This is a genomic window from Methylovorus sp. SPW-M1, from assembly GCF_053848825.1.
This window is the reverse complement of record NZ_CM132626.1, coordinates 1,880,612-1,905,489: the sequence shown is the minus strand read 5'-3', so window position 1 is coordinate 1,905,489 and position 24,878 is coordinate 1,880,612. Positions and strand designations below refer to the sequence as shown.

The following is a 24,878-nucleotide window of genomic DNA, read 5'->3' as shown; positions in this document are numbered from 1 at the left end:
GCTTGCGTGACGGGGCTGTCTGGCCTTGGTTCGTGAGGCTGACCCACTGGCTGGTGGCCGCTATCGTCGTGGTGAACTGGTTTAATGAAACCGGTGAGTGGCATCGCAATTTGGGCTATGCCGCGGTGAGTATGGTGGTTGCCAGGGTCATGTATGGCCTGTTGACTTCCGTCCAGATCGCACGCTTTTATTGGCCGGGTGGCAGGCAGCTGAGCATGCATATCCAATCCATCATGCATGGACGGGCGGAGCATCATGTGGGGCATAATCCCCTCGGGCAATGGGCGGTGTATCTGATGTGGCTATTGCTCGCCATGCTGGCCCTGACAGGTTGGGTAAGCCGTACCGATTCATTTTGGGGTGAGGATTGGCCGGTTGTCTGGCATGGCTATTTGTCCTCTTGCCTGCAGGTCCTGGTGCTTGTGCACGTGGCTGCGGTGTTGCTGATGTCCCGCATTCAGCGCACCAATCTCATTAAAGGCATGCTCCTGCGCAAAAAAATGTAAATGTCCACGCCTGCGTCTGGCGGCCTCTTCCCGATAGCAGCCGGGCACGTTAGTTTATGCACCTCTTTTTCGTTGATATTTTTCCCATGCAAAAAACACTCGCACAACAAAACGCACAACGCGGCCGTACCCTCCGCCTGTTAAGAAAAATCCATGGGTGGCTTGGCCTTTGGGGCGCTGTATTGGGGCTCTTGTTTGGCACCACCGGGTTTTTGCTCAACCATCGGGCTGTCATGAAAATTCCTGCCGCCCAGATGGAAGAAAGTGAAATCCAGCTCAGCATGCCGCAGCCTTATCCGCAAAATGCGAAAGCGTTTACCGCGTTTGTGCAGCAGGCGCTGGACATTCAACATGATCCATTGCAACGCAAGCCACGCAAAGGCGAGAAAGACAAGGGCGCGCAAGGGGCGGTGATGCGCGAAAAAGGCGAGCATGACGCACGCTTCATGGGGCGCGACATGTCGCAACCTGCGAAATGGGAAGTGGAGTTTCGCATGCCGCAAATGCGTATTCGCGCCGAGTATATTGCCGGGAATCAGTTTGCGACCATTCATCGTGAAGATGCCAATGCCTGGGCATACATCATGAACATGCACAAAGGGGTGGGGGCCAATGTGGCCTGGGTGTTGCTGGCAGATACCATCGCAGGTGCCATGATCGTGCTTTCGATTACCGGCGTATTGCTGTGGACCAAAATGCGTCAATCGCGTCTGGTCATGGCAGGCCTGATTAGCGCTTCACTGGTAGCCACTATCTGGGCTGCGCTTGGCATGTTGTAGCGCAGCTTAACCTTTGCAGGCTGTATCCCAGCCTGACTGAAAAAGCACACAATTTTTGGGCGTGTGCTTTTTTTATGCCTGCGTTCAAGGCCACTTATTCATGTGCAAGAAATGCGATGCAATCCATTCAGCGATTGCCAGTAGGGGAAAATCTTTACTACAATTTACAATTGTAAACAATTCTCAATATCACAACAGGTAAAGATTTCCCCATATGCATGCTCACGCGATTCCTTGCTTTCCCGTTAAAACCCTCTGTCTGATGCTGGCGGCATTGCCTGCCATTGCCTATGCAGAAGAAGCCACCACGACTCTGCCGCAAGTGGAGGTCACGTCCAATAAAGTGACCGAACCCGCCAAGACCGATGGCTATGTCACCAAGTCCAGCACCACGGCCACCAAAACCAATACACCGCTGAAAGACGTACCGCAGGCCGTGACCGTGGTCAGCCAGTCGCAAATCAAGGATCAGGCCATCCGCAGCATGGAAGATGCCATACGCTACACTCCGGGAGTGGGCATGGCGCAGGGCGAGGGCAATCGCGATACGGTTGTATTCCGTGGCAATGCCAGTACAGGTGACTTTTTCCTCGATGGCGTCAGGGATGATGTTCAGTACTACCGGGATTTTTATAACATTGAAAGCGTGGAAGTATTGCGCGGCGCCAATGGCATGATCTTTGGGCGTGGCGGCGCTGGGGGTGTGGTTAATCGCGTCAGCAAGGAAGCTGGCTGGGATCCCGTGCGCGAGATTTCGCTGCAAGCGGGTTCATATGACCAGCGTCGCGGCAGCATTGATATCGGGCAGGCCATCAATGAAGCGGCGGCTTTCCGCCTGAATGCGATGGTAGAGAATGCCGATAGCTACCGCGATGGCGTGTCATTGCGCCGTTACGGCATCAACCCGACTGTGACACTGTTCCCAACTGAGAAAACCAAGGTCGTGCTCAGCGCGGAGTATTTCACCGACCACCGTACCGCAGACCGGGGCATTCCTTCACAAAATGGCCGGCCTTTTGCCACCAACGAATCGAATTTCTTCGGCAATGCCGCCAAGAGCCCCACGGAAATTGAAGCCCAGAACTACAGCGCACTGATCGAGCACAGCTTTGACAACGGCGTGTTGTTGAGAAACCGGACGCGCTATTCCGACTTCGACAAGTATTACCAGAACGTGTTTGCCAACAGTGCAGTGGATGCCAGCGGCAACTACACCGTGGCGGCCTATCGCGATGATACCCAGCGCGAAAATCTGTTCAACCAGACCGACTTGCTCTATACCCTCAAGCAGGGCGCGGTCACACACAAGCTGTTGGTCGGCATGGAGCTTGGCCGGCAGGACACCGATAACGTGCGCTACAGACCCAACTCCACCGGCACACTGACCACGACGCAGTCGGCGCAGAATCCTGTATTCAATGGCCCGATTAGCTTTACCAACCTGCAAACCCGCAACCGCAGCCAGGTGGATGTGGCCGCGTTTTACCTGCAGGATCAGATTATCCTGAACCCGCAGTGGCAAGTGATTGTGGGCGCGCGTCTGGATAAATTCGATGTCGATTTCAAGAACCAGATATCTGGTCAGAAAATCAAATCCGACGACGATCTTTTCTCGCCGCGTGCGGGCCTGATCTACAAGCCTGTTGAGCCTGTCTCGCTGTATGCCAGTTACAGCCAGTCCTATGTGCCACGCGCAGGCGACCAGCTGACCTCGCTGACAGTAGTCACCAGCACCTTTGACCCGGAAAAATTCAAGAACACCGAAGTCGGTGCCAAGTGGGAAGTAAAACCGGGGCTGGAGATCAATGCGGCCATTTTCAAACTGGAGCGTACCAATGTCGCAGTTTCGACCAGTGCAACCACCTCAGCGCTGGTCGATGGGCAGGATACCAAGGGCTTTGAACTGAGTGCCCTGGGCCGCATCACCGACAAGTGGAATGTGATTGGCGCCTATACCCTGCAAAAGGCCGAGCTGGTCGACACCACCAGCGTCGGCGCCAACGGTGCCAGCGCCCCCAATACGCCACGCAATACCTTCTCCCTATGGAACCGCTACGACATCAATGAAACCTGGGGTGTCGCGCTCGGCGCCATCAGCCGTAGCGAGATGTACACCTCGTTTGACAACACCGTGCAGCTGCCCGGCTACACGCGGTTTGACGGCGCGGTTTACGCCAAACTCGATAAAAACCTGCGCCTGCAGGTCAATATCGAGAATATCCTGAACAAGGAGTATTACCTGTACGCCCACAACAATAACAACATCACGCCGGGTTCACCGACGGCGGCGCGTGCCACCCTGATCTACAATTTCTGATCGGGTGTTCTGTTCTGGCAGGCGCGAGGGCCTGCCAATAAAAAAAGCACACGCTTTTCCACATGTGCTTTTTTGTTGCCTGCAAATGGAGCGGGGTTTAACGCTTGCTTTCCAGCTCTTCCCAGCGCTGCATGGCGGCATCGATGGCTGAAGCCAGCTCATCCAGCCGCGCTTGCAGGGTTTTGACCTGCTCGGGGTTTTCGCGGTAAAGGTCCGGGCTGGCGAGCGATACATTGATCTCGGCCTGTTCCTTTTCCAGCTGCTCAATACGGCCGGGCAGCTCTTCCAGTTCGCGGTTTTCCTTGAAGCTGAGGCGATTGGCCGCCGGTTTGGCCGCGGCAGATTTTGCAGCGGCGGGCGCGCTGGCAGCCCGGGTTTTCTCGGCAGCCAGGTTGGCTGCCTGCTGTTGCTTGTAGCGATACCAGTCGTCATAGCCGCCGCCAAACTCATCCAGTACGCCGTGGCCTTCAAACGCAATCACCTGGGTGACGGTGTTTTCCAGGAAGGCTCTATCATGGCTGACCAGAAACAGCGTGCCTTCAAACTCCTGCAGCAGGTTTTCCAGCAGCTCCAGCGTGTCGATATCCAGATCGTTGGTCGGTTCGTCCAGCACCAGCACATTGGCCGGGCGCGCAAACAGGCGCGCCAGCAACAGGCGGTTGCGCTCGCCACCGGAGAGCGATTTCACCGGCGAGCGCGAGCGCTGCGGCGGGAACAGAAAGTCTTCCAGATAACTGATGACATGCTTGCGCTCATTGCCGATCTGCACGAATTCGGAGCCGGGGCTAATGGTGTCGGCCAGCGTGGCTTCCTCATCCAGCTGCTCGCGCATCTGGTCAAAATACGCCACGTTGAGGTTGGTGCCGCGTTGGATGGTGCCACTATCGGGTTCCAGCTCGCCCAGTATCATCTTGAGCAGGGTGGATTTACCCGCGCCATTCGGGCCCAACAGGCCGATGCGGTCGCCGCGCAGAATGCGCGTGCTGAAATCCTTGACCAGCACCTTGTCGCCATAGGCTTTGTTCACATGCTCCAGCTCGGCCACCAGCTTGCCCGAGCGTTCGCCACTATCCAGCGTCAGCTTGACGTTGCCCTGGCGCTCACGGCGCGCAGCCCGCTCCAGACGCAGCTGTTCCAGACGTCGCACGCGACCTTCATTGCGGGTACGGCGTGCCTTGATGCCCTGGCGTATCCAGGCTTCTTCCTGCGCCAATACCTTGTCAAACTTGGCCGCATGCGTGGCTTCTACCGCCAGCAGCTCTTCCTTTTTCACCAGGTACTGGGTGTAGTTGCCAATAAAATCCGTGAGATGGCCGCGGTCCAGCTCCACAATGCGGGTCGCCAGACGATCCAGGAAGCGGCGATCGTGGGTAATGAACAAGACGCTGCCCTGAAAGCCGAGCAGCAGTTCTTCAAGCCATTCAATCGCGGCAAAATCCAGGTGGTTGGTCGGTTCATCCAGCAGCAGCACTTCCGGCTCTGCGACCAGGGCACGGCCCAGCGCCACGCGCTTGCGCCAGCCGCCGGAGAGGGTGGAGATCAAGGCATCGGGGTCTAATTCCAGACGGCTCAGCGCTGCATCCACTTTGCTCTGCGACTGCCAGCCCTGACGCGCATCGAGTTCGTGTTGCAAGACTTGCATGCGGGCCATCAGCTGATCGAGGTCGGCATCGGGGTTGCCCATGCTGTGCGATACCTGATGGTATTCCAGCAGAATTTTCTGCAGGTCGCCCAGGCCTTCGGCCACGGCTTCAAATACGGTGTGGGTCGGCTCCAGTACTGGTTCCTGCGGCACATAGGCCACACGCGCATTGGGCGCGCGCCACAGGGTGCCGTCGTCCAGTTTGCTGTCTCCAGCAATGACTTTCAGCAGGCTGGATTTGCCAGCCCCGTTGCGGCCAATAAGGCCGACACGTTCACCGGGGTCCAGCTGAAAATCGGCGTGATCAAGAAGAGGGTAATGTCCATAAGCCAGGCTGGCTTGGTCGAGCGTGATATAAGGCATGCCGCATTTTAACAGGTTGCAGCGCGCATGCGCCTGTTGCGGCGATGTTTGCCACGGTAATTTACAGCTTGCCGTGCAGTTGCTCGGCTAAAAAATCGACAAACAGGCGGATGCGGGCCGGGATATGGCAACGGCTGTGATAGATGGCATGCAATGGTTTGCTGTCAGCTACATGGCAACCAGCAAGAATTTCAACCAGGCGGCCGACACGCAGGGCTTCGGCCACATGGAAATAACTCATGCGGCTAATGCCCATATCTGCCAGTGCCATTTGTAGCAACGTCTCGCCATTATTGGCCTGGAGGTTGCCGCGCACAGCCACGCTTTGCTGGCTGCCATCGGGCAGGCGAAAGCGCCACTCACTCAGACTATGACTAAAGTTGAAATCGAGGCAGTTATGGCGGACGAGATCAGAAGGCGTTTGCGGCGTGCCATGGCGCGCAAGATAAGCCGGGGTGGCTACCAGCAAATGCCGACTATCTCCCAACTTGCGCGCTACCAGCCCGGAATCCTTGAGTGCGCCGTGGCGGATGGCAATGTCGGTGCGTTCTTCCAGCAAGTCGATCAATGTATCAGTCAGGGTGAGGTCGATAGTGACTTCTGGGTAACATTTGAAAAACGCAGGCAAGGCGGGGATCAGCACATGATGACCGAATGAGAGTGAGGCATTTACCCGAAGATGGCCGCGGGGTGCATCGTTTTGTGGGGCGATACGGTTCTCGGCTTCTTCCATGTCGGCCAGCAGCTTTAAGCAGCTCTCATGAAACAGCTGACCCTCTGGTGTCGGGTGTAGTTGCCGCGTCGTGCGGTTGAGCAGGCGGATAGCGACACGTTGCTCTAGCCGCGCGATCAGTTTGGCGACAGCTGAGGGCGTCAAATCCAGTTGGCGCGCGGCGGCAGAAAAACTGCCCGACTGTACGACTTGGGCAAACACCAGCATTTCTTTCCAGCGATTAACATTCATGGATGAAGTAAACCATTTAGTGGCAGGGTGATTTGTGAAATGAATTCATAACAGATTGTCATCTTGCCTGTCTACTGGCCGGCCCGGTTTTCACGCACCATTCTGCTAATCAAGTTTAAGCAGGAGATGCAGCATGCCTTTAGCTATTTATGCCCTCACTATTGGGTCTTTCGGAATAGGCATTACCGAATTCGTGATCATGGGCTTATTGCCTGAGGTCGGGCGCGACATGGGAGTAACGTTATCGCAGGCGGGCTATCTGGTCAGCGGCTACGCGCTAGGCGTAATGATCGGTGCCCCTTTGATGATAGGCGTTACTGGCCACATGGCACGCAAACACGTATTACTGTGGCTGATGGTGATTTTTACCATTGGCAACCTGGCCTGTGCCATGGCACCAGAATATTGGAGTCTGCTATTGGCGCGTGTCGTTACCTCCTTCGCGCATGGGGCTTTCTTCGGCATAGGCTCCGTGGTGGCCACCAGTCTGGTGCCGCGTGAAAAGCAGGCTTCAGCCATTGCCCTGATGTTTACTGGACTCACCCTCGCGAATGTGCTTGGCGTGCCACTGGGCACTTGGGTGGGACAGCTCTATGGTTGGCGCACAACCTTTGCGCTGGTCACGGTCGTTGGCGTGCTGGCCGTGATGACGATAGGCCTGCTATTACCGCGAGATTCCCGCCCCAGCACTGCCCCAAGCTTTGCCAATGAGTTGCGCGTGCTCAGGCAACGCCAGGTGATGCTCGGCCTGGGCATGACAGTCTTCGGCTTTGGCGGCCTGTTTGTTGTGTTTACCTATATCACCCCTGTTCTTACCAGCCTGGCAGGGTTTCCCGCGCAGGCGGTCTCTCCCATTTTGCTGGTATTTGGCGTGGGGCTGGTACTAGGTAACTGGGCGGGCGGTAAAGCCGCTGATCAACGGCTGATGCCGACATTAATCGGCACTATTGCCTTGTTGATGTTGTGCTTGCTGGGGTTTGGATGGGCCATGCAATCTCAGGTGATGACCATAATCGCCGTCGGATTGCTAGGGGTGGTGTCGTTCGCGACCGTTCCCGCCATGCAGATGCGCGTGCTTGAAAAGGCAAGTGCTGCGCCTAATCTGGCCGCTGCCCTTAATATTGGTGCCTTTAACCTGGGAAATGCGATCGGTGCCTGGCTGGGCGGCTTGGTGATTGACTATGGTAATGGCTTGCCGGGACTGCATTATGCCGGTGCGCTGATGGCGCTGGTGGGGTTGCTGCTCGCAGTCTATAGCGCGGCACTGGACAGGCGCTCATCGCCGCTGCTGGCAAAAGAGTAGACGAATAAAACCTGGCCTTGTTGGACGGATTTTTCTAGCTGACATGGGCTGCCGGATTCACCGCGCCTTGTCTGTGTGCATTGCTTAATGCTGGGTTTTAGCTGGCGTAGCTTCCTGCTTGAGCTGCTGCAAGACCTCGGCGCAGCTTGCCTGTTTGCCATTGCCCGGGTCGACAAATGGCAGAATGGCTGCCAGTGGATTGATCAGCCCCAGGGCAATGCCACCAATCACGCGCAGGGCAATCGGCGTTTTTTCGATAGACACCTCGGGCTGCAAAAAGCTGCCTTGTACATGGATGGGGGAGCGCACGGTCAGCGGCGATACGTTCTTTGGCTTGGCTACCAGACGCAGGTCCAGCTGCTCTTTACCCATGTCGATATGGCCATCGGTCAGCACACGCGTCACTGGCGTATCCATCAAGCCGACGCGGGGGCTGAGTATGCCGTGCGTTGCCTGCATGTCGATCACGGCGCATTGCAGGGGCACGGGACTGTCGCCCTGGATCATCACACCCAGCGCCTGGGCAATATCCAGCCCCAGCGCTTCTACGATAAGGTGCGAGACCGAGCCATCGCGCACGGTCATGAAGACATTGCCGTCCAGCGAACCCAGCAGCTCGGCGGTGGTTTGGCCTTTGCCATCCAGTTTGGCTTTGCCGTTTAAGCGGCCGGTGAGATAAGGCTGTGGTTCGGGCTTGTTTTCCTTTTTCGCGTTTTCGCGCTGGGTTTGCGAGATTTTCAGCCATTTGTAGAGATCAATGTTTTTCCAGGCGAGCTCAGCGTGCCAGACCGGAATCGCCTCGGGCGGCAGCTTCTTCACATCCGCTTCCAGGCCATTCAGTTTGCTGGCGTCTACCGAGATCATGCCTGACAGGCTGCCATCCGCCGTGCTGGCGTCTATGTCGGCCAGGCCCAGCTTGCCTTTTTCCAGTTGCAGGGTGGCTTTCAGCGGGGCAATCGGCCGCTGGAAAGCCGAGCCCAGGTCCACGTAATCCATCAGGATGCTGATGCGGGCATCCATCTTGTTCAGCGCGGGCAGGTTCAAGGGCTTATCCGGAATGGCGCGGGTGCGGGGCGCATTGTCACCGGCCTCTGCTTCGCTGGCGGTACCAAAGGCCGGCCCGAGGTCAGCCAGCACAAAGCGCTTGCCGCGAATATCCCCCGTGAGTAACGGCGTCGTCGGCCGCAGGTCATATTTGAATTTGCCCGTGAGATCACTGCTGCCGATATGCGCCGAGGTAACATCGGCCAGCCACAAGCCACCTTCCTTTTGCAATCTGGTGGTCAGGGTAAACGGCGCCGTGGTGGGCAATACCGTGCTGACCAGATTGCCAAACAGGCTCAGCGATGGGCCTTTTACCGTCAGCGTGCCCTTGATGGATTGCTCGCCCAGCGCATCCGCCACCTGCCCATCAAAGTCAGCGCGCAGGCCTCCGTACTCCACCCAGCCTTTGGAGCTCACCGTGTCATTGTTTTGCTTGAGGCTGGCAATCGGCAAAAAGCCGCTGGTGGCCAGATGCCCGCGCAGCGCCTCTTTGTGCAGCTTGCCTTCAATATCGACATTGGATTGCATGGCGGCGCTGGCCGGCTTTCTGGCAGTCTGCTCCGTGCCTTCCTGCGTGTTGAAGCGCAGATCCAGATCGGCTTCCGAGAGTGCATCGCGCACGACTGCCGTGCCGTTATGAATTACCAGGTTTTCAAAAATCGGGAAGGGCCGTGGCGGTTCCTGGTCATCCTGCTTGAATTGCCAGGTGGATACGCCATCCCGATTGCGCAGCACGCGGGCATCAATCTCTTGCACACGCAGGCTCTTGATGCGGTAGGCATCGCCAGGTTGGAGCTTGAGCAAATCGCGATAGCGCAGCCGCAGTTCGGCTTCTTTCACATCCACAAAATGCGGCACCTTGAAAGCATCCGGCGCGGAGATATTCAGGCCACCGGCGCGCAGATAAATCCCGCCGAGGAGATGCAGCTCAAACGGCGCGGTGATGACAATCTTGCGCTCCAGCTTTTCACTCAGAAACTGTTGTGCCGGTGCCCGCAGAAACGGCCAGCCCGCCAGCTCGCAGGCGCCAAGTGCAATCAGCAGCAGAAGCAGCGTAATCCAGAAGGTGCGGAACAATGGGCGGGAAAATAGCGGTGGCATGCGGTTCTTATTCAGTGGTTGATGTTTAAATGGAAAGCATAAACGCCGACAAGTTCACCGCTGTTTGGTGCAAGGCGGGAAGTCTGGCGATGGAATGCAGGCCCGAGTCTGGGCGCAATGGCTGCCAGAAGCAAGGTGAATCCCATGCACATGCCCATGGTAAGGCGCTGCCCCATCTGCCAGCGCCAGCCAAAGTCAGCCAGCGTGTCTCTCAGTCCCCGTCTGCCAGCAGGCGATAGCCCACACCGGTCTCCGTCAGCAGGTAGCGCGGTTGGGCCGGGTCAGCTTCCAGCTTGTGGCGCAGATGGCCCATGTAGATGCGCACATAATGTCCGCTCTCGATATGGCTGGGGCCCCAGACTTCCTTCAAGAGCTGGCGTTGGGTGACCACGCGCCCGGCATAGCGGATCAGCGTGGCCAATAACCTGAACTCGATGGGCGTGAGACTGACCAGCGCATCGCCGCGATGCACCTGGCGATTCACCAGGTCCACCCGAATATCCCCCATGGTGAAAACACTCTCCTGTGCCGCATTGCCCGCCTGCGAATGTCGCCGTAACTGGGCGCGTATGCGTGCCAGCAACTCGGCCGTGCCAAACGGCTTGGTCAGGTAATCATCGGCACCGGCATCCAGTGCGCTGACTTTCTGCGCCTCCTGCGTGCGGGCCGAGAGCACTATCATCGGCACATTGCTCCAGCTGCGAATCTGGCGAATAACGTCTATGCCATCCATATCCGGCAAGCCGAGGTCGAGAATGATGGCATCCGGTTTGCGCGTGCCGGTATCAATCACCCCTTGTTTGCCGCTGGGCGTGCTGTGCACGGTAAAACCAGCATCTTCCAGCGCAGCGTGGACAAAGCGCTGAATCTGGACTTCATCTTCAATCAGGATGATGGTGGCCGTGCTGCTCATGCGGGCGTTTCCTCGGCGAGTGGGGGTGCGGGTGGTTCGCCCAATGGTAAGGAAAAAATGAACCGTGTGCCATGCGGCTGTTGCGCTTCTGCCCATAGGGCGCCGCCATGCGCCTGAATGATGGCCTTGCAGATGGAAAGCCCCAGGCCGACACCAGGTTGCGGCGACTCGACTTTGCCGCGGGTAAATTTCTGGAATATCTGGGTTTCCATCCCGGCTGGCAGGCCCCAGCCTTCATCGGCCACGGTGACCCACACCTCGCCCGGATGCTGCTGGGCAGAAATGCGTATGGTGGTATTCGGCGGACTGTATTTGCAGGCATTGTCCAGCAGGTTGCAGAACACGCGTTCCAGCAGTACCGCATCAAACTGCAGCAGGGGCAGCTCGGGCGGCAGCGTGACCTCAATATGGTGCTGCTGGCTGACCGGATGCATGGCGCGCAGTGCGCTGCCCAGCACCTCCTCCAATACCTGCCACTGGCTGTTGAGTTGTACACTGCCAGCCTGCAGGCGTGCCATGTCCAGCAGATTCACCACCAGTTGCTGCATGCGAAACGCCTGGTCGTACATGGTTTCCAGCTGGGCATGCCGCTCAGAGGGCATGTCCGGGGCCTGGCGCAGCTGGTCGGCGATGCCGAGCAACGAGGTCAGCGGCGTGCGCAGGTCATGGGAAATTGCACTCAACAGCGAATTGCGCAAGCGCTCTGACTCCATGGAAATCAGCGCATCGCGCGCCACTTCGACGTAATGCTTGCGCTCCAGCGCCAGGGCAATCTGCGCGGCAAAGGTATCCAGCAGCTGGCGTTGTTCCGGCAAAAAGATGGCCGCCTGGTTTTCCGGGACAATGGCCAGCACGCCGCGGGTGCGCATCGGCGCCTTGAGCGGCACATACAGCACCGGGCTGGAGGGCAGGGTATTGGTGCCCAGGCCAGCGTGTTCCTGATGATCAAAGGTCCATTGCGCGATGCCGAGATCCACATCGGCCAGGGTATGCCCATGCCCGGCATCCGCTTCCGGTGCCCGCAGCTTGTCATCGGCATCCGGCAGCAAAATGGCAGCGCGGCTCTGGAACAGGCTGGCGATATGGTGCACGCTGACCTCGACAATATGTTGCGTGGTCATGGTGGAGGCCAGCTCCTTGCCAATCTCGTACAAGGCCAGGCTGCGGCGCTCGCGGTAATTGGCGATCACGGCCTGATAGCGCAGGCTGGAGGTGAGGTTGCTGATGACCAGCGCCACCGACAGCATGATGCCAAAGGTCAGCAGGTATTGCGTGTCGGAGACGGTAAACGACAGCTTGGGCGGCACAAAAAAGAAATCAAACGCCGATACGCTGAGAATGGACGCCAGAATGCCGGGGCCACGGCCATAGCGTATCGAGATCAGCATGACGCCCAGGAGGTAGAGCATGATGACATTTGATAGCTCGAAGTATTGCAGCAGCATGCCCGCGATGACCGAGGTGGCGGCACTGATGGCCAGCGCCCACAGGTAGCCACGTTTTTTCAGGCCGGATAAATGGGCATTGGCTGCCATTTGCAGGCTGTGCTGCGGTGCTGGCTTGTGCCGTGGCTTGGGCTGGCGTACCACCACATGCAAGTCAATATCGGTGGCTTCCTTCGCCAGTTGATCGGTCACGCTGGGGATGAACAGGCGCATCAGCAAAGGCCGCCTTGGCTTGCCTACCACCAAGCGCGAGACATTGCGGCTACGCGCATAGTCCAGCAGCACGGTGCTGACCTCATCGCCGCTCAGGGTGGCGGTGGTAGCCGCGCCCAGTGTTTGCGCCAGCCGCAGGTTGTCCAGGATGGCCTGACGCTCGGCGTGCCCGAGCTTTTGCAGGGCGGGCGTTTCCACATAGGCGGCCAGCCATTCGGCTTTCATGCTGATGGCAAGGCGGGCGGCGGTTCTCACCAGTTGCTCGGCCTCCGGGCCCGGCCCCAGGCCCACCAGTATGCGCTCATGGGTTTGCCAGACGTGCTGGATGCTCTGGTCAGTACGATATTCGCGCATTTGCGCATCCACACGGTCTGCGGTGCGGCGCAATGCCATCTCGCGCAGGGCGATGAGATTGCCCTTGCGGAAAAAATGGCGCCGCGCCCGCTCGGCCTGCTGCGACATATAGACCTTGCCTTCCTGCAGGCGCTGCAGCAGCTCTTCCGGCGGCAGGTCGACCAGCGTCACCTCATCGGCGAGGTCAAACACCTTGTCCGGCACCGTTTCTGATACCCGGATGCCGGTAATCTGGCCCACCACATCATTCAGGCTTTCCAGGTGCTGCACGTTAAGCGTGGTGTAGACGTCGATGCCGGCCGAGCAGAGTTCTTCCACATCCTGCCAGCGTTTGCGATGGCGGGAGCCCTCGGCGTTGGAATGCGCCAGCTCATCCACTAGCAGCAGGCCGGGGCGGCGTGCCAGCGCGGCGTCCAGATCAAATTCGTGCAGGGTTTTATCCCGGTAGCTCAGGCTTTTGAGCGGCAGTTGCGGCAAGCCTTGCAATCGCGATTCGGTGTCGCGGCGGCCATGGGTTTCGATCACGCCCACCAGCACATCCTCGCCTTCCTGCATGCGGGCATGGGCGGCGGTCAGCATGGCGAAGGTCTTGCCTACACCGGCGCAGCTGCCGAAGAAAATCTTGAGCCTGCCGCGTTGTTGACGGGCATCTTCCTGCTGCAGTTTTTCCAGCAGCGCATCGGGATCAGGGCGCGTATGGCTCATGTGCGCAGTATAGGCGATTTCGGGGCGGCGTCAGCAGAGCAGCATGCAAGGCATGACGGGCCTGGGTGGATGTGCGTATTCATGTCGCGCACTGCCATCTTATTGACTCCGCTGCTGTGGCTGCAAGGCATCCAGCGCCAGATTGAGTTCCAGGACATTGACGCGTGGCTCGCCCAGCACGCCGAACTGACGTCCTTGAATATGCGCCGTCACCAGCGCATTCACCTGATCCGCTGTCAGATGCCGCGCCTGGGCGATACGCGCCACCTGAAAGTAGGCGGCGGCCGGGCTGATGTCCGGGTCCAGCCCGCTGGCGGAACTGGTGACCAGGTCGACCGGCACCGCTGATGGCGATGCGGGGTTGGTCTGCAAGTCAGCCACGCGCTGTTTGACGGCATCGCTCAGCGCCGGGTTGAGCGGCCCCAGGTTGGAGCCGGACGAGGCCGCAGCATTATTGGGATAAGGCGCGGTGGCCGAGGGGCGGCTCCAGAAATACCCCGGACTGCTGAAGTGCTGGCCGATCAGGCGCGAGCCGACAATCTCGCCATCGCGCGTGAGCAATGAGCCCGCGGCCTGCTGGGCAAAGGCGGTCTGGCCAATGGCGCTGACCAGCAGCGGATAAACGAGTCCGGTCAACAGGCTGAGGCCGATGAACAGGAACAGGGCGGGGCGTAAATGCTGTTTCATGATGATGTTTCCTCTAAAAATGTAATGCCTGGCATGGGGCTAGAGCATTTGCAGCAACAGGTCGATCAGCTTGATGCCGACAAAAGGCACCACCACACCACCCACGCCGTAGATCAGCAGATTGCCACGCAGCAGGCTGGCGGCACTGGCGGCGCGATAAGGCACGCCTTTCAGCGCAAGCGGAATCAGAAACATGATGACCAGCGCATTGAAAATCACCGCCGATAGAATGGCCGACTCCGGACTGGCGAGGTGCATGACATTCAGCGTATTGAGCTGCGGATAAGTGCTGGCAAACGCGGCCGGGATGATGGCGAAATACTTGGCGATATCGTTGGCAATGCTGAAGGTAGTGAGCGAGCCACGCGTCATCAGCATCTGCTTGCCGATCTCCACGATCTCAATCAGCTTGGTCGGGTTGGAATCGAGATCCACCATATTGCCGGCTTCCTTGGCGGCCTGGGTGCCGGTGTTCATGGCGACAGCAACATCGGCCTGCGCCAGCGCGGGAGCATCATTGGTGCCGTCGCCGGTCATCGCCACCAGCTTGCCCGCCGATTGATGCTCGCGTATCAGCTTGAGCTTGGCCTCCGGCGTGGCTTCGGCCAGAAAGTCATCCACGCCTGCTTCGGCGGCAATGGCGGCGGCCGTGAGGCGGTTATCGCCGGTGATCATCACGGTTTTGATGCCCATGTTGCGCAGCTCGGCAAAGCGCTCCTTGATGCCGCCTTTCACCACATCTTTCAGCTCAACCACGCCCATCACGCGGGCATCGTCGGCCACCACCAGCGGGGTGCTGCCACGGCGGGCGATATCGTCCACCATCTGGTTGACCTCATGGGCAAATTTTCCGCCCTGCGATTCCACCCAGCTGCGAATCGCCGAAGCCGCGCCCTTGCGAATCTGCCTGGCGCCGAGGTTGACGCCGCTCATGCGGGTTTGTGCGGAAAATGGCACGAACTCGGCTTGCAGGCCTTGCAGATCACGCTCGCGCAGGGCGAAACGGTTTTTTGCCAGCACGACAATGCTACGGCCCTCCGGCGTTTCGTCGGCCAGCGAAGCCAGCTGTGCGCTATCGGCCAGCTGTTGCTCGCTTATGCCGGGTGCAGGCAGAAACATGGATGCCTGCCGATTACCCAGCGTGATGGTGCCGGTCTTGTCCAGCAGCAGCACATCCACATCGCCAGCCGCCTCCACTGCGCGGCCCGAGGTGGCGATCACATTGGCCTGCATCATGCGGCTCATGCCCGCCACGCCAATCGCCGAAAGCAAACCGGCAATGGTGGTGGGAATCAGGCAGACCATGAGCGCGACCAGCACGGTAATGCTGGCAGGGGCGCCTGCGCCCGCCGCATGCACGCTGAAGAGAGAGAACGGCAGCAGGGTGACGGTTGCCAGCAGAAACACAATGGTCAGCGCTACCAGCAGTATGGTCAGCGCGATTTCATTGGGGGTTTTCTGGCGTTTGGCGCCTTCCACCATGGCGATCATGCGATCCAGAAAAGCCTCGCCGGGATTGACGCTGATGCGCACCACCAGCCAGTCCGACAACACCTGGGTGCCGCCGGTAACAGCGCTGAAATCGCCGCCGGATTCGCGAATCACCGGGGCTGATTCACCCGTGATGGCGGCTTCATTCACCGAGGCAATGCCTTCCAGCACCTCGCCATCGGCCGGGATCATGTCCCCGGCTTCTACCAGCACAATGTCGCCTTTGCGCAGGCTCTGGCTATCGGTGATGCTGATGGCTGCCTGGCGGGAGGCGCTGGCCAGTTTTTTTGCGGGCACATTCTGCTTGGCGCTGCGCAGGGCCGCTGCCTGGGCTTTGCTGCGGCCCTCAGCCAGGGCTTCGGAAAAGTTGGCAAATAGCACGGTAAACCACAGCCAGATGCTGATCGCCAGGATAAAGCCTGCCGGGGCTTCGCCATGGCTGCCATGCGACTCAAGCACCAGCGCCTGGATGAACATGAGCGTGGTGAGCATGCTGCCCAGATAAACGACGAACATGACCGGGTTGCGCCATTGCACCTGCGGCGCCAGTTTTTTGAAGGAAAGTGCGATGGCAGGCAGTATCAGCTGCGTATCGAACATGGAAAGGCCTTTGGGGGAATGCATGCGTAAAGACTCCTCAGTAGGGTAGGAAGGCATAACCATTAGTGGCCAGCCACCATTTGCAGATGCTCGATGACCGGTCCCAGCGCCAGCGCGGGTACGTAGGTCAGTGCGCCGACCAGCACCACCGTGCCAATCAGCAGGGCAATGAACAGCGGGCCATGTGTAGGCAGGGTGCCGAGGCCGGGGGTGATGCGTTTTTTCGCCGCCAGCGCACCGGCAATCGCCAGAATGGGGATGATGATGCCGAAGCGTCCCACGGCCATCGCCACCGCCAGCAACAGGTTATAAAACGGCGTGTTGGCAGACAGCCCGGCAAAGGCGCTGCCGTTGTTATTGGCTGCGGAGGAAACGGCATACAGGATCTCGGTGAAACCATGCGCGCCCGGGTTGGCAATACCAGCGAGTCCGGCGGGCAGCATCACGGCGATCGCAGTGCCCACCAGCACCAGAATGGGCGTGACCAGCAGGATGACCGCCGACATTTTCATTTCAAAGATTTCAATTTTTTTGCCCAGGTATTCCGGTGTGCGGCCTATCATCAGCCCGGCCACAAATACGGCAATCACGGCATAGATCAGCATGGTGTAGAGCCCGGAGCCCACGCCGCCAAACACCACCTCGCCCAGCTGCATCAGCCACAGCGGTACCAGCCCGCCCAGGGGGGTCAGCGAATCGTGCATGGCATTGACCGCACCACAGGAGGCGGCGGTGGTGATGGTGGCAAACAGGGCCGAGGTGGTGATGCCAAAGCGGGTTTCCTTGCCTTCCATATTGCCGCCGGATTGCAGCGCGCTGCTGCTCTGGTCTACGCCCAGCGTTGTCAATGTGGGGTTGCCATCCTGCTCGGCCCACAGGCTGACAGCGGTCATGGCTACGAACAGCAGAGCCATCGCCGTCCAGATCGCCCAGCCCTGGCGGCGGTCACCCACCATCAGGCCAAAGGCGTAACAGAGCCCGGCGGGTATCAGGAAAATCGCCAGCATTTGCAGGAAATTGCTGAACGGTGTCGGGTTTTCAAACGGATGCGCCGAGTTGGCGTTGAAAAAGCCACCGCCATTGGTGCCCAGCATCTTGATCGCTTCTTGTGATGCTACCGGGCCCATGGCCAGAGTCTGGGTATGGCTGGTAATGGTTTCCTGCGCTGGTTTGCCATCGCTATCCAGCTTGGGCTGGCCCTGGGCATCCAGCACGGGCTGGCTGTAGGTGACGCTTTCCAGGGTATTCACCTGCTGGTAGGCGCTGAAATTCTGGATCACGCCCTGGCCCATCAGCAGCACCGCGAGCAAGACAGACAACGGCAGCAAGACATACAGCGTGCTGCGTGTCATATCCACCCAGAAGTTACCAATGGTGGCGACCAAGTGGCGGGCAAAGCCGCGAATCAGCGCGATCACCACGGCAATGCCGGTGGCGGCGGAGAGGAAGTTTTGCACCGCCAGCGCCAGCATCTGGGTGAGATAACTCATGGTGCTTTCACCGGCATAGCCCTGCCAGTTGGTATTGGTGACAAAACTCACGGCGGTGTTAAAGGCCGAGTCCAGGCTGATCTCGCCCATGCCCGCCGGGTTCAGCGGCAGGCTGCCTTGCCAGCGTTGCAGCAAAAATACCGCCAGCATGCCGATGGCATTGAACAGCAGCAAGGCGACGGTATAGGATTTCCAGCCCATCTCCTGCTGCGGATTTACCCCCGAGACGCGATATAGCAGCCGCTCCAGCGGGCCTAGCAGTTTCCCCAGCACCGGCAGGCGGCCTTCCATGGCGCGATGCAGATACAGGCCCATGGGTTTGGTCAGCAGCAATAGCGCTGCCAGATAGATCGCCACTTGTAGCAAGGCATTCGCACTCATCAGAATTTCTCCGGTTTGCATAGGGCGTATAACAGATAAGCAAGCAGCAGCAAGGCAAGTGCGCCGCTCAGTACATAAAGCCAGTTCATGGTTTTGCTCCCAGGTAAATGCAGTACACGGCCACCAGATAACTGGTCAGCAGGTACAGCAGAATCAGCACGGTGTTGAAAATGTCCATCGGAGTCATCAGCCTGATCCAGTGAATGGCGTGAGCTTACTGAGGCCGATGTAAAGATGGCGTAATGAAGCGGGAGAGGGGTGTAAAAATGCTGTAAAAACGCAGCGCTCATGCACCAGCAGGGCGCCAGTGCCTGAGCGTTTTGGCTCACCGCCCGCAGGCGGTGCTTAGAGGGGAAGTGCTAGGCGGGATCAGCCGCGGCGCATGCTGAACAGCGTGAGCAGGCAACCGGCAATGGCGACCACGGCGGCGGCCAAAGGCACCGCTTGCAGGCCCAGGCCAAAATGAATCACGGCGCCACCGAGAAATGCGCCGACGGCATTGCCCAGGTTAAACGCACTCTGGTTGACGGTGGAGGCCATGAGCGGCGCTTCGCCTGCCTGGCGCATGGCATTGGTCTGCAAGCCCGGCCCCACGGCAAAGGCAATCATGCCCCAGATAAACGCCGTGGCGACGGACAGCAGCGTGAATTGCATGCTCCAGGCAAACAGCAGGCTGAGCAGCGCCATGCCGAGCAGCGAGCCGGCAATGGTCGGCAGCAGCCAGCGGTCGGCCATCTTGCCGCCGATATTGAGCCCCAGCGTGGCGGCGATACCCAGCAACACCAGCACCAGGCTGACGGCGTGCGGACTGAGGCCGGACTGGTCTTCCAGAATGGGCGTGATGTAGGTGAAGATGGTAAAGACGCCAGCAAAGCCCACCGCTGTAATCGCCATCGCCAGCAGGGTTTGTGGATGCAGCATGGCTTTCATCTCATCGCGGATGTTTGCGCGCGGCATGGCGGTAATGTCGGGGATAAAGCGCCACACCGCGGCCATGGCAACCAGGCCGCAGGCGGCCACGGTCCAGAACGGCAGACGCCAGCTGGTGAGCTGGCCCAGCAGCGTGCCCAAGGGCACGCCAAGCACATTGGCCAGCGTCAGGCCGCTGAACATCAGCGCCAGTGCGCGCGAGCTCTGCCCCGGTGGCGCCAGGTAAATGGCCACCACCGCGCCTATGCCGAAGAATGAGCCATGGCTGAGGGCGCTGAAGATACGGGCGAAGGCCAGCAACTCATAGTTGGGGGCCAGCGCACACAGGGCATTGCCCAGGGTAAATATGCCCATCAGCCCGATCAGTGTCGCCTTGCGCGGCCAGCGCATGCTGAGCGCCACCACCAGCGGGCCGCCTACGACCACGCCCATGGCATACACGGTGACCAGATTGCCCGCCGCCGGAATCGATACCTGCAAATCGCGCGCGATATCCGGCAATAGCCCCATGGGCAGAAATTCGGTCATGCCTATACAAAATGCACCAGCGGCCAGCGCCAGCATCCAAAGACCCATAAGGTGGCTTCCTGAGGCGTAATTTAATAAGGTGTTAAAAAATATTGAGTTGAGGGCTGACTGTCATGGGGGGATATGACAGAGACCTCAATTTGATCAGGTATTCAAACGGCTTAAGTTTGTTACTGCGTAATTTTACCGTGTTTGGGATTTAATCAGCCGGTGAAATGGATAATTTTAATTTTGCCAAAGCGAAGTTCATCTGTTTTTCATCCGAACTTCCAAATCCCAGGCGAATAGCATCTACTGTATGGTCGTCTGCTTGATAAATGCTACCTTGGCTGAATGCCAACCCATTTAGTTCTGCCTGTTTCAGGAATGTTGAATAGGAAAGCCTGGGGTTTAATTTTAGCCAGAATGCCAGCCCTCCTTGAGGCGCGACGTAGCTGAATTCATGGCTGAAATTCTGTTTGAGAAGATTATCCAACAGGCAGCGTCGCTGGTTATAAATAATCAGGGTTCGCCTGATATGTCTTTTTAACTCGCCACTATTCATTAATTCTGCCGCCGCAAGTTCAGTTACCGGGTTGCCTTGCCGGTCAATGATCATGACATTAGATGTACATTGCTTAATGAATTCCTTGCTACCTGCCAAATAACCGACACGCAGCCCTGGCGCTAGAACTTTGGATAGTGATCCGATATAGATGACATAACCATCGGTATCCTGGCTTGCGATTGGCAGAACGGGTAATCGAGCATAGTGGAATTCGTGGTCGTAATCATCCTCAAGAATCTTGAAATTATGTTTGCGAGCCAGGGCAAGCAGCTGGTTACGCCTATCTGCGGCCATCATTACAGTGGTTGGAAACTGATGGTGCGGTGTCACGTACACAAACCGAACTGGATGTGATTTGCATAACATGTCCAGGTTTTCAACCATCAGGCCATCGTGGTCTGTATCTACGGTTAATACCCTGGCCCCGCAAGACTCAAATGCAAGGCGGGCCGGGCCATAACTCAAGCGTTCTGTAATGACAATATCTCCAGGTTTAAGCAGGGCTTTTGCCGTAATGTACAAGCCCATCTGGCTGCCGCGCACAATGCAAATGTTGTCATGATCTATATGCAGCCCCCGCTCCATGGTGAGCATGCTGGCAATCGATTTGCGGAGTATCAGATTCCCCTGTGGATCGCCGTATCCTAAAGTGTTTGATCTTGCCGATGTTAGCAGGGCATGCCGGAATGCTTTGGAAATGATTTCGAAAGGAATTAGCCGTGAATCCGGGATGCCATCATTGAACTCAATCTTGTGACCTTGGCCCCTGTCGGGCACGTGGTTGTTATCTGTTTTCGGAATGTTCTGTGATGCTGGTTTGAACAGGGGCAATATGGATGATACAAACGTGCCCCGGCGTTTTTCGGTTTGTAACCATCCTTGAGCGATCAGTTCATCGTAAGCCATCATCACCGTTTTTCGATTAACAGCCAATCGTTCAGCAAGCTCACGTGTTCCTGGTAGTGCAACTGACGGTTGCAGGCGGCCATCCTTGATTTCATTGATCATGAAATCCACGATTTGGAGATAAATCGGGATAGTGGATTCAGCATCAAGTTTGATGACGAATGTCCATGGTCTCAACATTTTTTATTTTCCTGTCCCTGTCTGAGCAGCTCTTGAGCTGGTTTGTCCATAGGCTTGTGTTTGCACTATAGCAACTTCTTTTTCCTCTACGTTAACTTCACTCACTGGTCCAGCTAGAAATCCAATTCTGGTGGATTTGCTTCGAATGGTGGGCGATTACATTGGCCGGGCAGTTGAGTGGATCGAGCAACATTCAGGCATTGCACATTGATGTTGCTAAATATAAAAACTTAAAGGAGAGAGCAATGAAATATAAAAGCATTGGACTGGCGATTAGTGTGATGACTGGAGCCTTGGCATGGACCCCTTGCCTCGCACATGCGGAGACCGACATGGAAATGGCGATGAAGAATCCAAATAACTGGATACATCCGCGTGGGCAATACAATAACCAGGGGTTCAGTACGCTCAAGAGCGTGAATGCCGCAAATGTAAAAAACCTTAAGAGTACCTGGACCTTTGCTACGGGTGTTACCCGTGGGCATGAGGGGTCGCCGTTAGTGATTAATGGGGTTATGTATGTTCATACTGCCTTTCCCAATAATGTTTACGCGCTTGATCTGAACGATAACCAAAAGATCATCTGGTCTTATTTTCCCAAGCAGGATCCCTCGGTACAGGCGGTGCTTTGCTGCGATAACGTGAGCCGCGGCTTGGGATATGGCGATGGCAAGATTCTCCTGACACAAAACAATGGCGTACTCGTCGCGCTGGACGCCAAGACCGGAGCCCCAGTGTGGGATGCCAAGGTGGTGGACCCCAAAGTGGGTGCAACAACAACAACGGCCTCGCATGTCATTAAAGACAAGGTTCTGGTAGGTTGCTCTGGAGCAGAGTTCGGTGTGCGCTGCTATATGTCAGCTTACAACCTGAAAGATGGCTCTCTGGCTTGGCGTGCATACAGCACTGGACCGGATGCCGATGTGCTGATAGGCGACGGATTTAATAAAGAAAATCCCCATTACAGCGCACTATCTGTATATGAAGACATCAATGGCGGTAACAAGGAGGGCGGCTCATTTAAAGCCTTAACCAAAGACAAACTGAAGTATCCGGAAAAGGATTTGGGCGTCAAAACATGGCTCAAGCCGCAAGCCGTAAAAAATGGATGGGAACACGGCGGTGGTTCAATTTGGGGGTGGTTCCCTTATGACCCGAAATCCAATCTTGTGTATTACGGCACAGGTAATCCATCCGTATGGAATGCAGATGTTCGCCCTGGTGACAACAAATGGACCATGACGATATTCGCTCGTGATCTGGATACAGGGATGGCGCGCTGGGGTTACCAGATGACCCCGCATGATGAGTGGGACTATGATGGCGTGAATGAAGTTATCCTGTTTGAGCACTCAGGAAAAACCTATGCCTGGCATCATGACAGGAATGGATTTGCATACACCTTCAATGCCAAGGATGGCACCTTGCTGGTGGCGGAAAAAGTCCATCCCTTTGTTAACTGGTCCAATGGCATTGACCTGAAGTCGGGTGTGCCGCAAAAGAATGCAGCAGCATCAACGCACCAGGACTATAACGCCAAGGGGATTTGCCCTGCAGCGCAAGGGACCAAAGACCAGCAGCCAGCTGCTTACTCGCCACAAACCGGCCTCATGTACTCCCCGCTTAATCATCTCTGCATGACCTATGAGCCAGTGGAGTCGAAGTATGTCGCGGGCCAGCCTTGGGTTGGTGCGACCTTAACCATGTTCCCCGGTCCTGATGGTGTGATGGGTGCATTTGCTGCCTATGACCCAATGACCGGCAAGAATGTTTGGTACAACAAAGAGAAGTTCTCTGTGTGGGGCGGGGCGTTAGCGACGGCTGGGGATGTTGTGTTTTACGGTACGCTGGATCGCTGGTTTAAAGCCGTGGATGCAAAGAGCGGCAAGGAGCTCTGGCGACACCAGGTAGGTTCGGGCGTAATTGGCAATGCCTTTACCTATGGGCACCAGGGCAAACAATACGTGGGTGTTTTCTCGGGTATAGGTGGTTGGGCGGGCGTTGCTATGAATCTCGGCCTGACTAATGATACGGATGCACTTGGTGCTACTGGTGCCTATCGGGAGCTCACCAAATTCAATGCCGCCCCCGGTGGCGGTACCCTGAACATTTTCTCGCTTTAATCCATTTTCTTTAATCAAACCATCTCCATAGTGTTTGAATCCTCCTTTCATTCAGAAAGGAGGTTTTTTTATTCAACCTGTCTGTTGCGTTTTAATTCCTGCTTCTTTTCTTTCCTGCGTTTTACTGCTGGAAATCCATTGAGATTCATAAGCTAGTGATTTCTGGGCCAGTCACAAATCGGAAACTGGTGGTGTTGACTGCCGTTATTGAACTGCATGATGGCAGCTATCTTAGATACCGGATGACGCCATGAGTACTGCGATCCCTCCTCCTTATAAAGCAGTTGTCTCAACCATTGCCAGGCTCAGCCAGCAGGTGGTTCTGCTGCGTATAAAAATGAAGCCTGGCGAAGATGCTTTTGTTTATGAGCCCGGGCAGTTTGTTCAACTTGAATTGCCTAATGGCGTGCAGCGTAGTTATTCGCTTGCAAGCGCAGATGCGCACAGCAAGGGGCTGGAATTTCATATCAAGTTGCATGCCGAAGGTCGTTTTTCCGAGTGGCTTCTGGATGTGCTGGCAGGCAAGCATGTGGCAGAACAAACCATTGTTGTGCATGGCCCATACGGTCAGTGCGTATGGCAGAAGAGTGCAGGTGCAGAGCACGTCATTATGCTGGCCACCGGTACTGGTATTGCTCCGCTGAAGGCATTGATTGAGCAAGCTTTGAGCCATGACAAACATACGCCAATAACGTTGTATTGGGGTGGACGAACCTCGGCAGACTTGTATCTTGCCGCCTATTTTGACGACTTGGCGCAGCGATATACCAGATTTTCCTGGTTCCCGGTACTGACTGACCCTGCTCCGGAGTGGCCGGGGTTGATCGGGTTCGTACAGGAACATGCAGCCAAGGACTTTCCTGATCTGACCACTGCCAAGGTATATGCCTGCGGTGCGCCTTCTATGGTGCAGCAAGCTGAATCTCTGTTAACGGCAAGCTGTGGACTTTCTGGTGACAACTTTCATGCAGACGCATTTGAAACGGCTGGCGTGCCTTTTTCGTTGGCTGACGTTGCCAGTGTTGGATTGACCGTGTGCCACCCCAATGGCAAATCCCATGATATCAGGGCTCATGAAGGGGACAGTCTGATGCAAGTCTTGCGCTCGCAAGCCCTTCTGCTAGGCGTTTGTGGCGGGAATGCGGCATGTGGAAGCTGCCGGGTTGAAGTTGATGCGCTGTGGATAGCTAAATTGGTACAGCCAGAACGCAACGAAAGGCGCCTCTTGAGCAGCCTTGATAGCCCTCAACCCCGCGATCGCCTGGCTTGCCAGATTCGTTTGAATCGCACATTGGATGGGCTGGTGGTGTACCTATCAGACCGTCAGATCTAATCATTTTTAAACCACGCTGTTTTACTACAAAGA

At 57.0% G+C, this 24,878-nt stretch carries 17 protein-coding genes; 6 read left to right on the top strand and 11 right to left on the bottom strand.

Annotated elements, in window-relative coordinates:
- Positions 1–2 precede the first annotated feature (2 nt).
- From ACWWD9_RS08875 to ACWWD9_RS08865, 3 genes are all read left to right on the top strand, one after another.
- A complete protein-coding gene (locus ACWWD9_RS08875) occupies positions 3–506 on the top strand; it encodes a cytochrome b/b6 domain-containing protein (RefSeq protein ID WP_455866821.1) in 504 nt (167 codons plus the stop codon).
- Positions 507–562: 56 nt separating this feature from the next.
- Entirely contained in the window at positions 563–1,285 is a 723-nt protein-coding gene (locus ACWWD9_RS08870) for a PepSY-associated TM helix domain-containing protein (RefSeq protein ID WP_455866820.1), read from the top strand.
- Between the two features lie 214 nt (positions 1,286–1,499).
- Positions 1,500–3,602 carry a TonB-dependent receptor gene (locus tag ACWWD9_RS08865; protein ID WP_455866819.1) on the top strand — a complete coding sequence of 701 codons (2,103 nt, stop codon included), beginning with the start codon at positions 1,500–1,502 and terminating at the stop codon, positions 3,600–3,602.
- A 97-nt stretch (positions 3,603–3,699) separates the two neighbouring features.
- Here ACWWD9_RS08865 and ACWWD9_RS08860 read toward each other — a convergent pair whose 3' ends face one another.
- The gene (locus tag ACWWD9_RS08860) at positions 3,700–5,607 is read right to left on the bottom strand and encodes an ATP-binding cassette domain-containing protein (protein WP_455866818.1); all 1,908 of its coding nucleotides are present in this window, start codon (positions 5,605–5,607) and stop codon (positions 3,700–3,702) included.
- A 61-nt stretch (positions 5,608–5,668) separates the two neighbouring features.
- Positions 5,669–6,571, bottom strand: coding sequence for a LysR family transcriptional regulator (locus tag ACWWD9_RS08855; RefSeq protein WP_159355833.1), 903 nt, complete (start codon positions 6,569–6,571; stop codon positions 5,669–5,671).
- 133 nt (positions 6,572–6,704) lie between these two features.
- On the opposite strand from ACWWD9_RS08855, the gene ACWWD9_RS08850 reads away from it, so the two are divergent.
- Positions 6,705–7,874: an MFS transporter gene (locus ACWWD9_RS08850; protein ID WP_455866817.1), complete on the top strand. Its 1,170-nt coding sequence runs from the start codon at positions 6,705–6,707 to the stop codon at positions 7,872–7,874.
- Positions 7,875–7,958: 84 nt separating this feature from the next.
- Here ACWWD9_RS08850 and ACWWD9_RS08845 read toward each other — a convergent pair whose 3' ends face one another.
- The 9 genes from ACWWD9_RS08845 to pdxR form a co-directional block, all read right to left on the bottom strand.
- A complete protein-coding gene (locus ACWWD9_RS08845) occupies positions 7,959–10,019 on the bottom strand; it encodes an AsmA family protein (RefSeq protein WP_455866816.1) in 2,061 nt (686 codons plus the stop codon).
- 211 nt (positions 10,020–10,230) lie between these two features.
- Positions 10,231–10,932, bottom strand: coding sequence for a response regulator (locus tag ACWWD9_RS08840; RefSeq protein ID WP_455866815.1), 702 nt, complete (start codon positions 10,930–10,932; stop codon positions 10,231–10,233).
- Positions 10,929–13,649 carry a DUF4118 domain-containing protein gene (locus tag ACWWD9_RS08835; protein WP_455866814.1) on the bottom strand — a complete coding sequence of 907 codons (2,721 nt, stop codon included), beginning with the start codon at positions 13,647–13,649 and terminating at the stop codon, positions 10,929–10,931. Before ACWWD9_RS08835 ends, ACWWD9_RS08840 begins: the two co-directional genes overlap by 4 nt.
- A gap of 99 nt (positions 13,650–13,748) precedes the next feature.
- A complete protein-coding gene (gene kdpC, locus ACWWD9_RS08830) occupies positions 13,749–14,336 on the bottom strand; it encodes a potassium-transporting ATPase subunit KdpC (protein ID WP_455866813.1) in 588 nt (195 codons plus the stop codon).
- A gap of 39 nt (positions 14,337–14,375) precedes the next feature.
- Positions 14,376–16,451, bottom strand: coding sequence for a potassium-transporting ATPase subunit KdpB (gene kdpB / locus ACWWD9_RS08825; protein WP_455866812.1), 2,076 nt, complete (start codon positions 16,449–16,451; stop codon positions 14,376–14,378).
- A 38-nt stretch (positions 16,452–16,489) separates the two neighbouring features.
- Positions 16,490–18,298, bottom strand: coding sequence for a potassium-transporting ATPase subunit KdpA (gene kdpA / locus ACWWD9_RS08820; RefSeq protein ID WP_455866811.1), 1,809 nt, complete (start codon positions 18,296–18,298; stop codon positions 16,490–16,492).
- Positions 18,298–18,387 (bottom strand): K(+)-transporting ATPase subunit F, encoded by a 90-nt coding sequence (gene kdpF / locus ACWWD9_RS08815; protein WP_041362091.1) that lies wholly within the window; start codon positions 18,385–18,387, stop codon positions 18,298–18,300. The genes kdpA and kdpF overlap by 1 nt, the downstream gene beginning before the upstream one ends.
- Before the next feature lie 280 nt (positions 18,388–18,667).
- A complete protein-coding gene (locus tag ACWWD9_RS08810) occupies positions 18,668–19,804 on the bottom strand; it encodes an MFS transporter (RefSeq protein WP_455866810.1) in 1,137 nt (378 codons plus the stop codon).
- A 151-nt stretch (positions 19,805–19,955) separates the two neighbouring features.
- A complete protein-coding gene (pdxR, locus tag ACWWD9_RS08805) occupies positions 19,956–21,389 on the bottom strand; it encodes a MocR-like pyridoxine biosynthesis transcription factor PdxR (RefSeq protein ID WP_455866809.1) in 1,434 nt (477 codons plus the stop codon).
- Between the two features lie 245 nt (positions 21,390–21,634).
- On the opposite strand from pdxR, the gene ACWWD9_RS08800 reads away from it, so the two are divergent.
- Positions 21,635–23,512, top strand: a complete 1,878-nt coding sequence (locus ACWWD9_RS08800) for a methanol/ethanol family PQQ-dependent dehydrogenase (protein ID WP_455866808.1) — start codon at positions 21,635–21,637, stop codon at positions 23,510–23,512.
- Positions 23,513–23,762: 250 nt separating this feature from the next.
- Positions 23,763–24,845 (top strand): FAD-binding oxidoreductase, encoded by a 1,083-nt coding sequence (locus ACWWD9_RS08795; protein ID WP_455866807.1) that lies wholly within the window; start codon positions 23,763–23,765, stop codon positions 24,843–24,845.
- The last annotated feature ends 33 nt before the right edge of the window (positions 24,846–24,878 follow it).

Excerpts from the sequence above, each read along its gene's own strand:
- pdxR (WP_455866809.1), bottom strand. The coding sequence starts at position 21,389 with ATGTTGAGACCATGGACATTCGTCATCAAACTTGATGCTGAATCCACT.
- ACWWD9_RS08860 (WP_455866818.1), bottom strand. The coding sequence starts at position 5,607 with ATGCCTTATATCACGCTCGACCAAGCCAGCCTGGCTTATGGACATTAC.
- ACWWD9_RS08850 (WP_455866817.1), top strand. The coding sequence starts at position 6,705 with ATGCCTTTAGCTATTTATGCCCTCACTATTGGGTCTTTCGGAATAGGC.
- ACWWD9_RS08840 (WP_455866815.1), bottom strand. The coding sequence starts at position 10,932 with ATGAGCAGCACGGCCACCATCATCCTGATTGAAGATGAAGTCCAGATT.
- ACWWD9_RS08845 (WP_455866816.1), bottom strand. The coding sequence starts at position 10,019 with ATGCCACCGCTATTTTCCCGCCCATTGTTCCGCACCTTCTGGATTACG.
- ACWWD9_RS08835 (WP_455866814.1), bottom strand. The coding sequence starts at position 13,649 with ATGAGCCATACGCGCCCTGATCCCGATGCGCTGCTGGAAAAACTGCAG.
- kdpB (WP_455866812.1), bottom strand. The coding sequence starts at position 16,451 with ATGCATTCCCCCAAAGGCCTTTCCATGTTCGATACGCAGCTGATACTG.
- ACWWD9_RS08795 (WP_455866807.1), top strand. The coding sequence starts at position 23,763 with ATGAGTACTGCGATCCCTCCTCCTTATAAAGCAGTTGTCTCAACCATT.
- ACWWD9_RS08810 (WP_455866810.1), bottom strand. The coding sequence starts at position 19,804 with ATGGGTCTTTGGATGCTGGCGCTGGCCGCTGGTGCATTTTGTATAGGC.
- ACWWD9_RS08870 (WP_455866820.1), top strand. The coding sequence starts at position 563 with ATGCACCTCTTTTTCGTTGATATTTTTCCCATGCAAAAAACACTCGCA.
- kdpF (WP_041362091.1), bottom strand. The coding sequence starts at position 18,387 with ATGAACTGGCTTTATGTACTGAGCGGCGCACTTGCCTTGCTGCTGCTT.
- ACWWD9_RS08800 (WP_455866808.1), top strand. The coding sequence starts at position 21,635 with ATGAAATATAAAAGCATTGGACTGGCGATTAGTGTGATGACTGGAGCC.
- ACWWD9_RS08855 (WP_159355833.1), bottom strand. The coding sequence starts at position 6,571 with ATGAATGTTAATCGCTGGAAAGAAATGCTGGTGTTTGCCCAAGTCGTA.
- kdpC (WP_455866813.1), bottom strand. The coding sequence starts at position 14,336 with ATGAAACAGCATTTACGCCCCGCCCTGTTCCTGTTCATCGGCCTCAGC.
- kdpA (WP_455866811.1), bottom strand. The coding sequence starts at position 18,298 with ATGAGTGCGAATGCCTTGCTACAAGTGGCGATCTATCTGGCAGCGCTA.
- ACWWD9_RS08865 (WP_455866819.1), top strand. The coding sequence starts at position 1,500 with ATGCATGCTCACGCGATTCCTTGCTTTCCCGTTAAAACCCTCTGTCTG.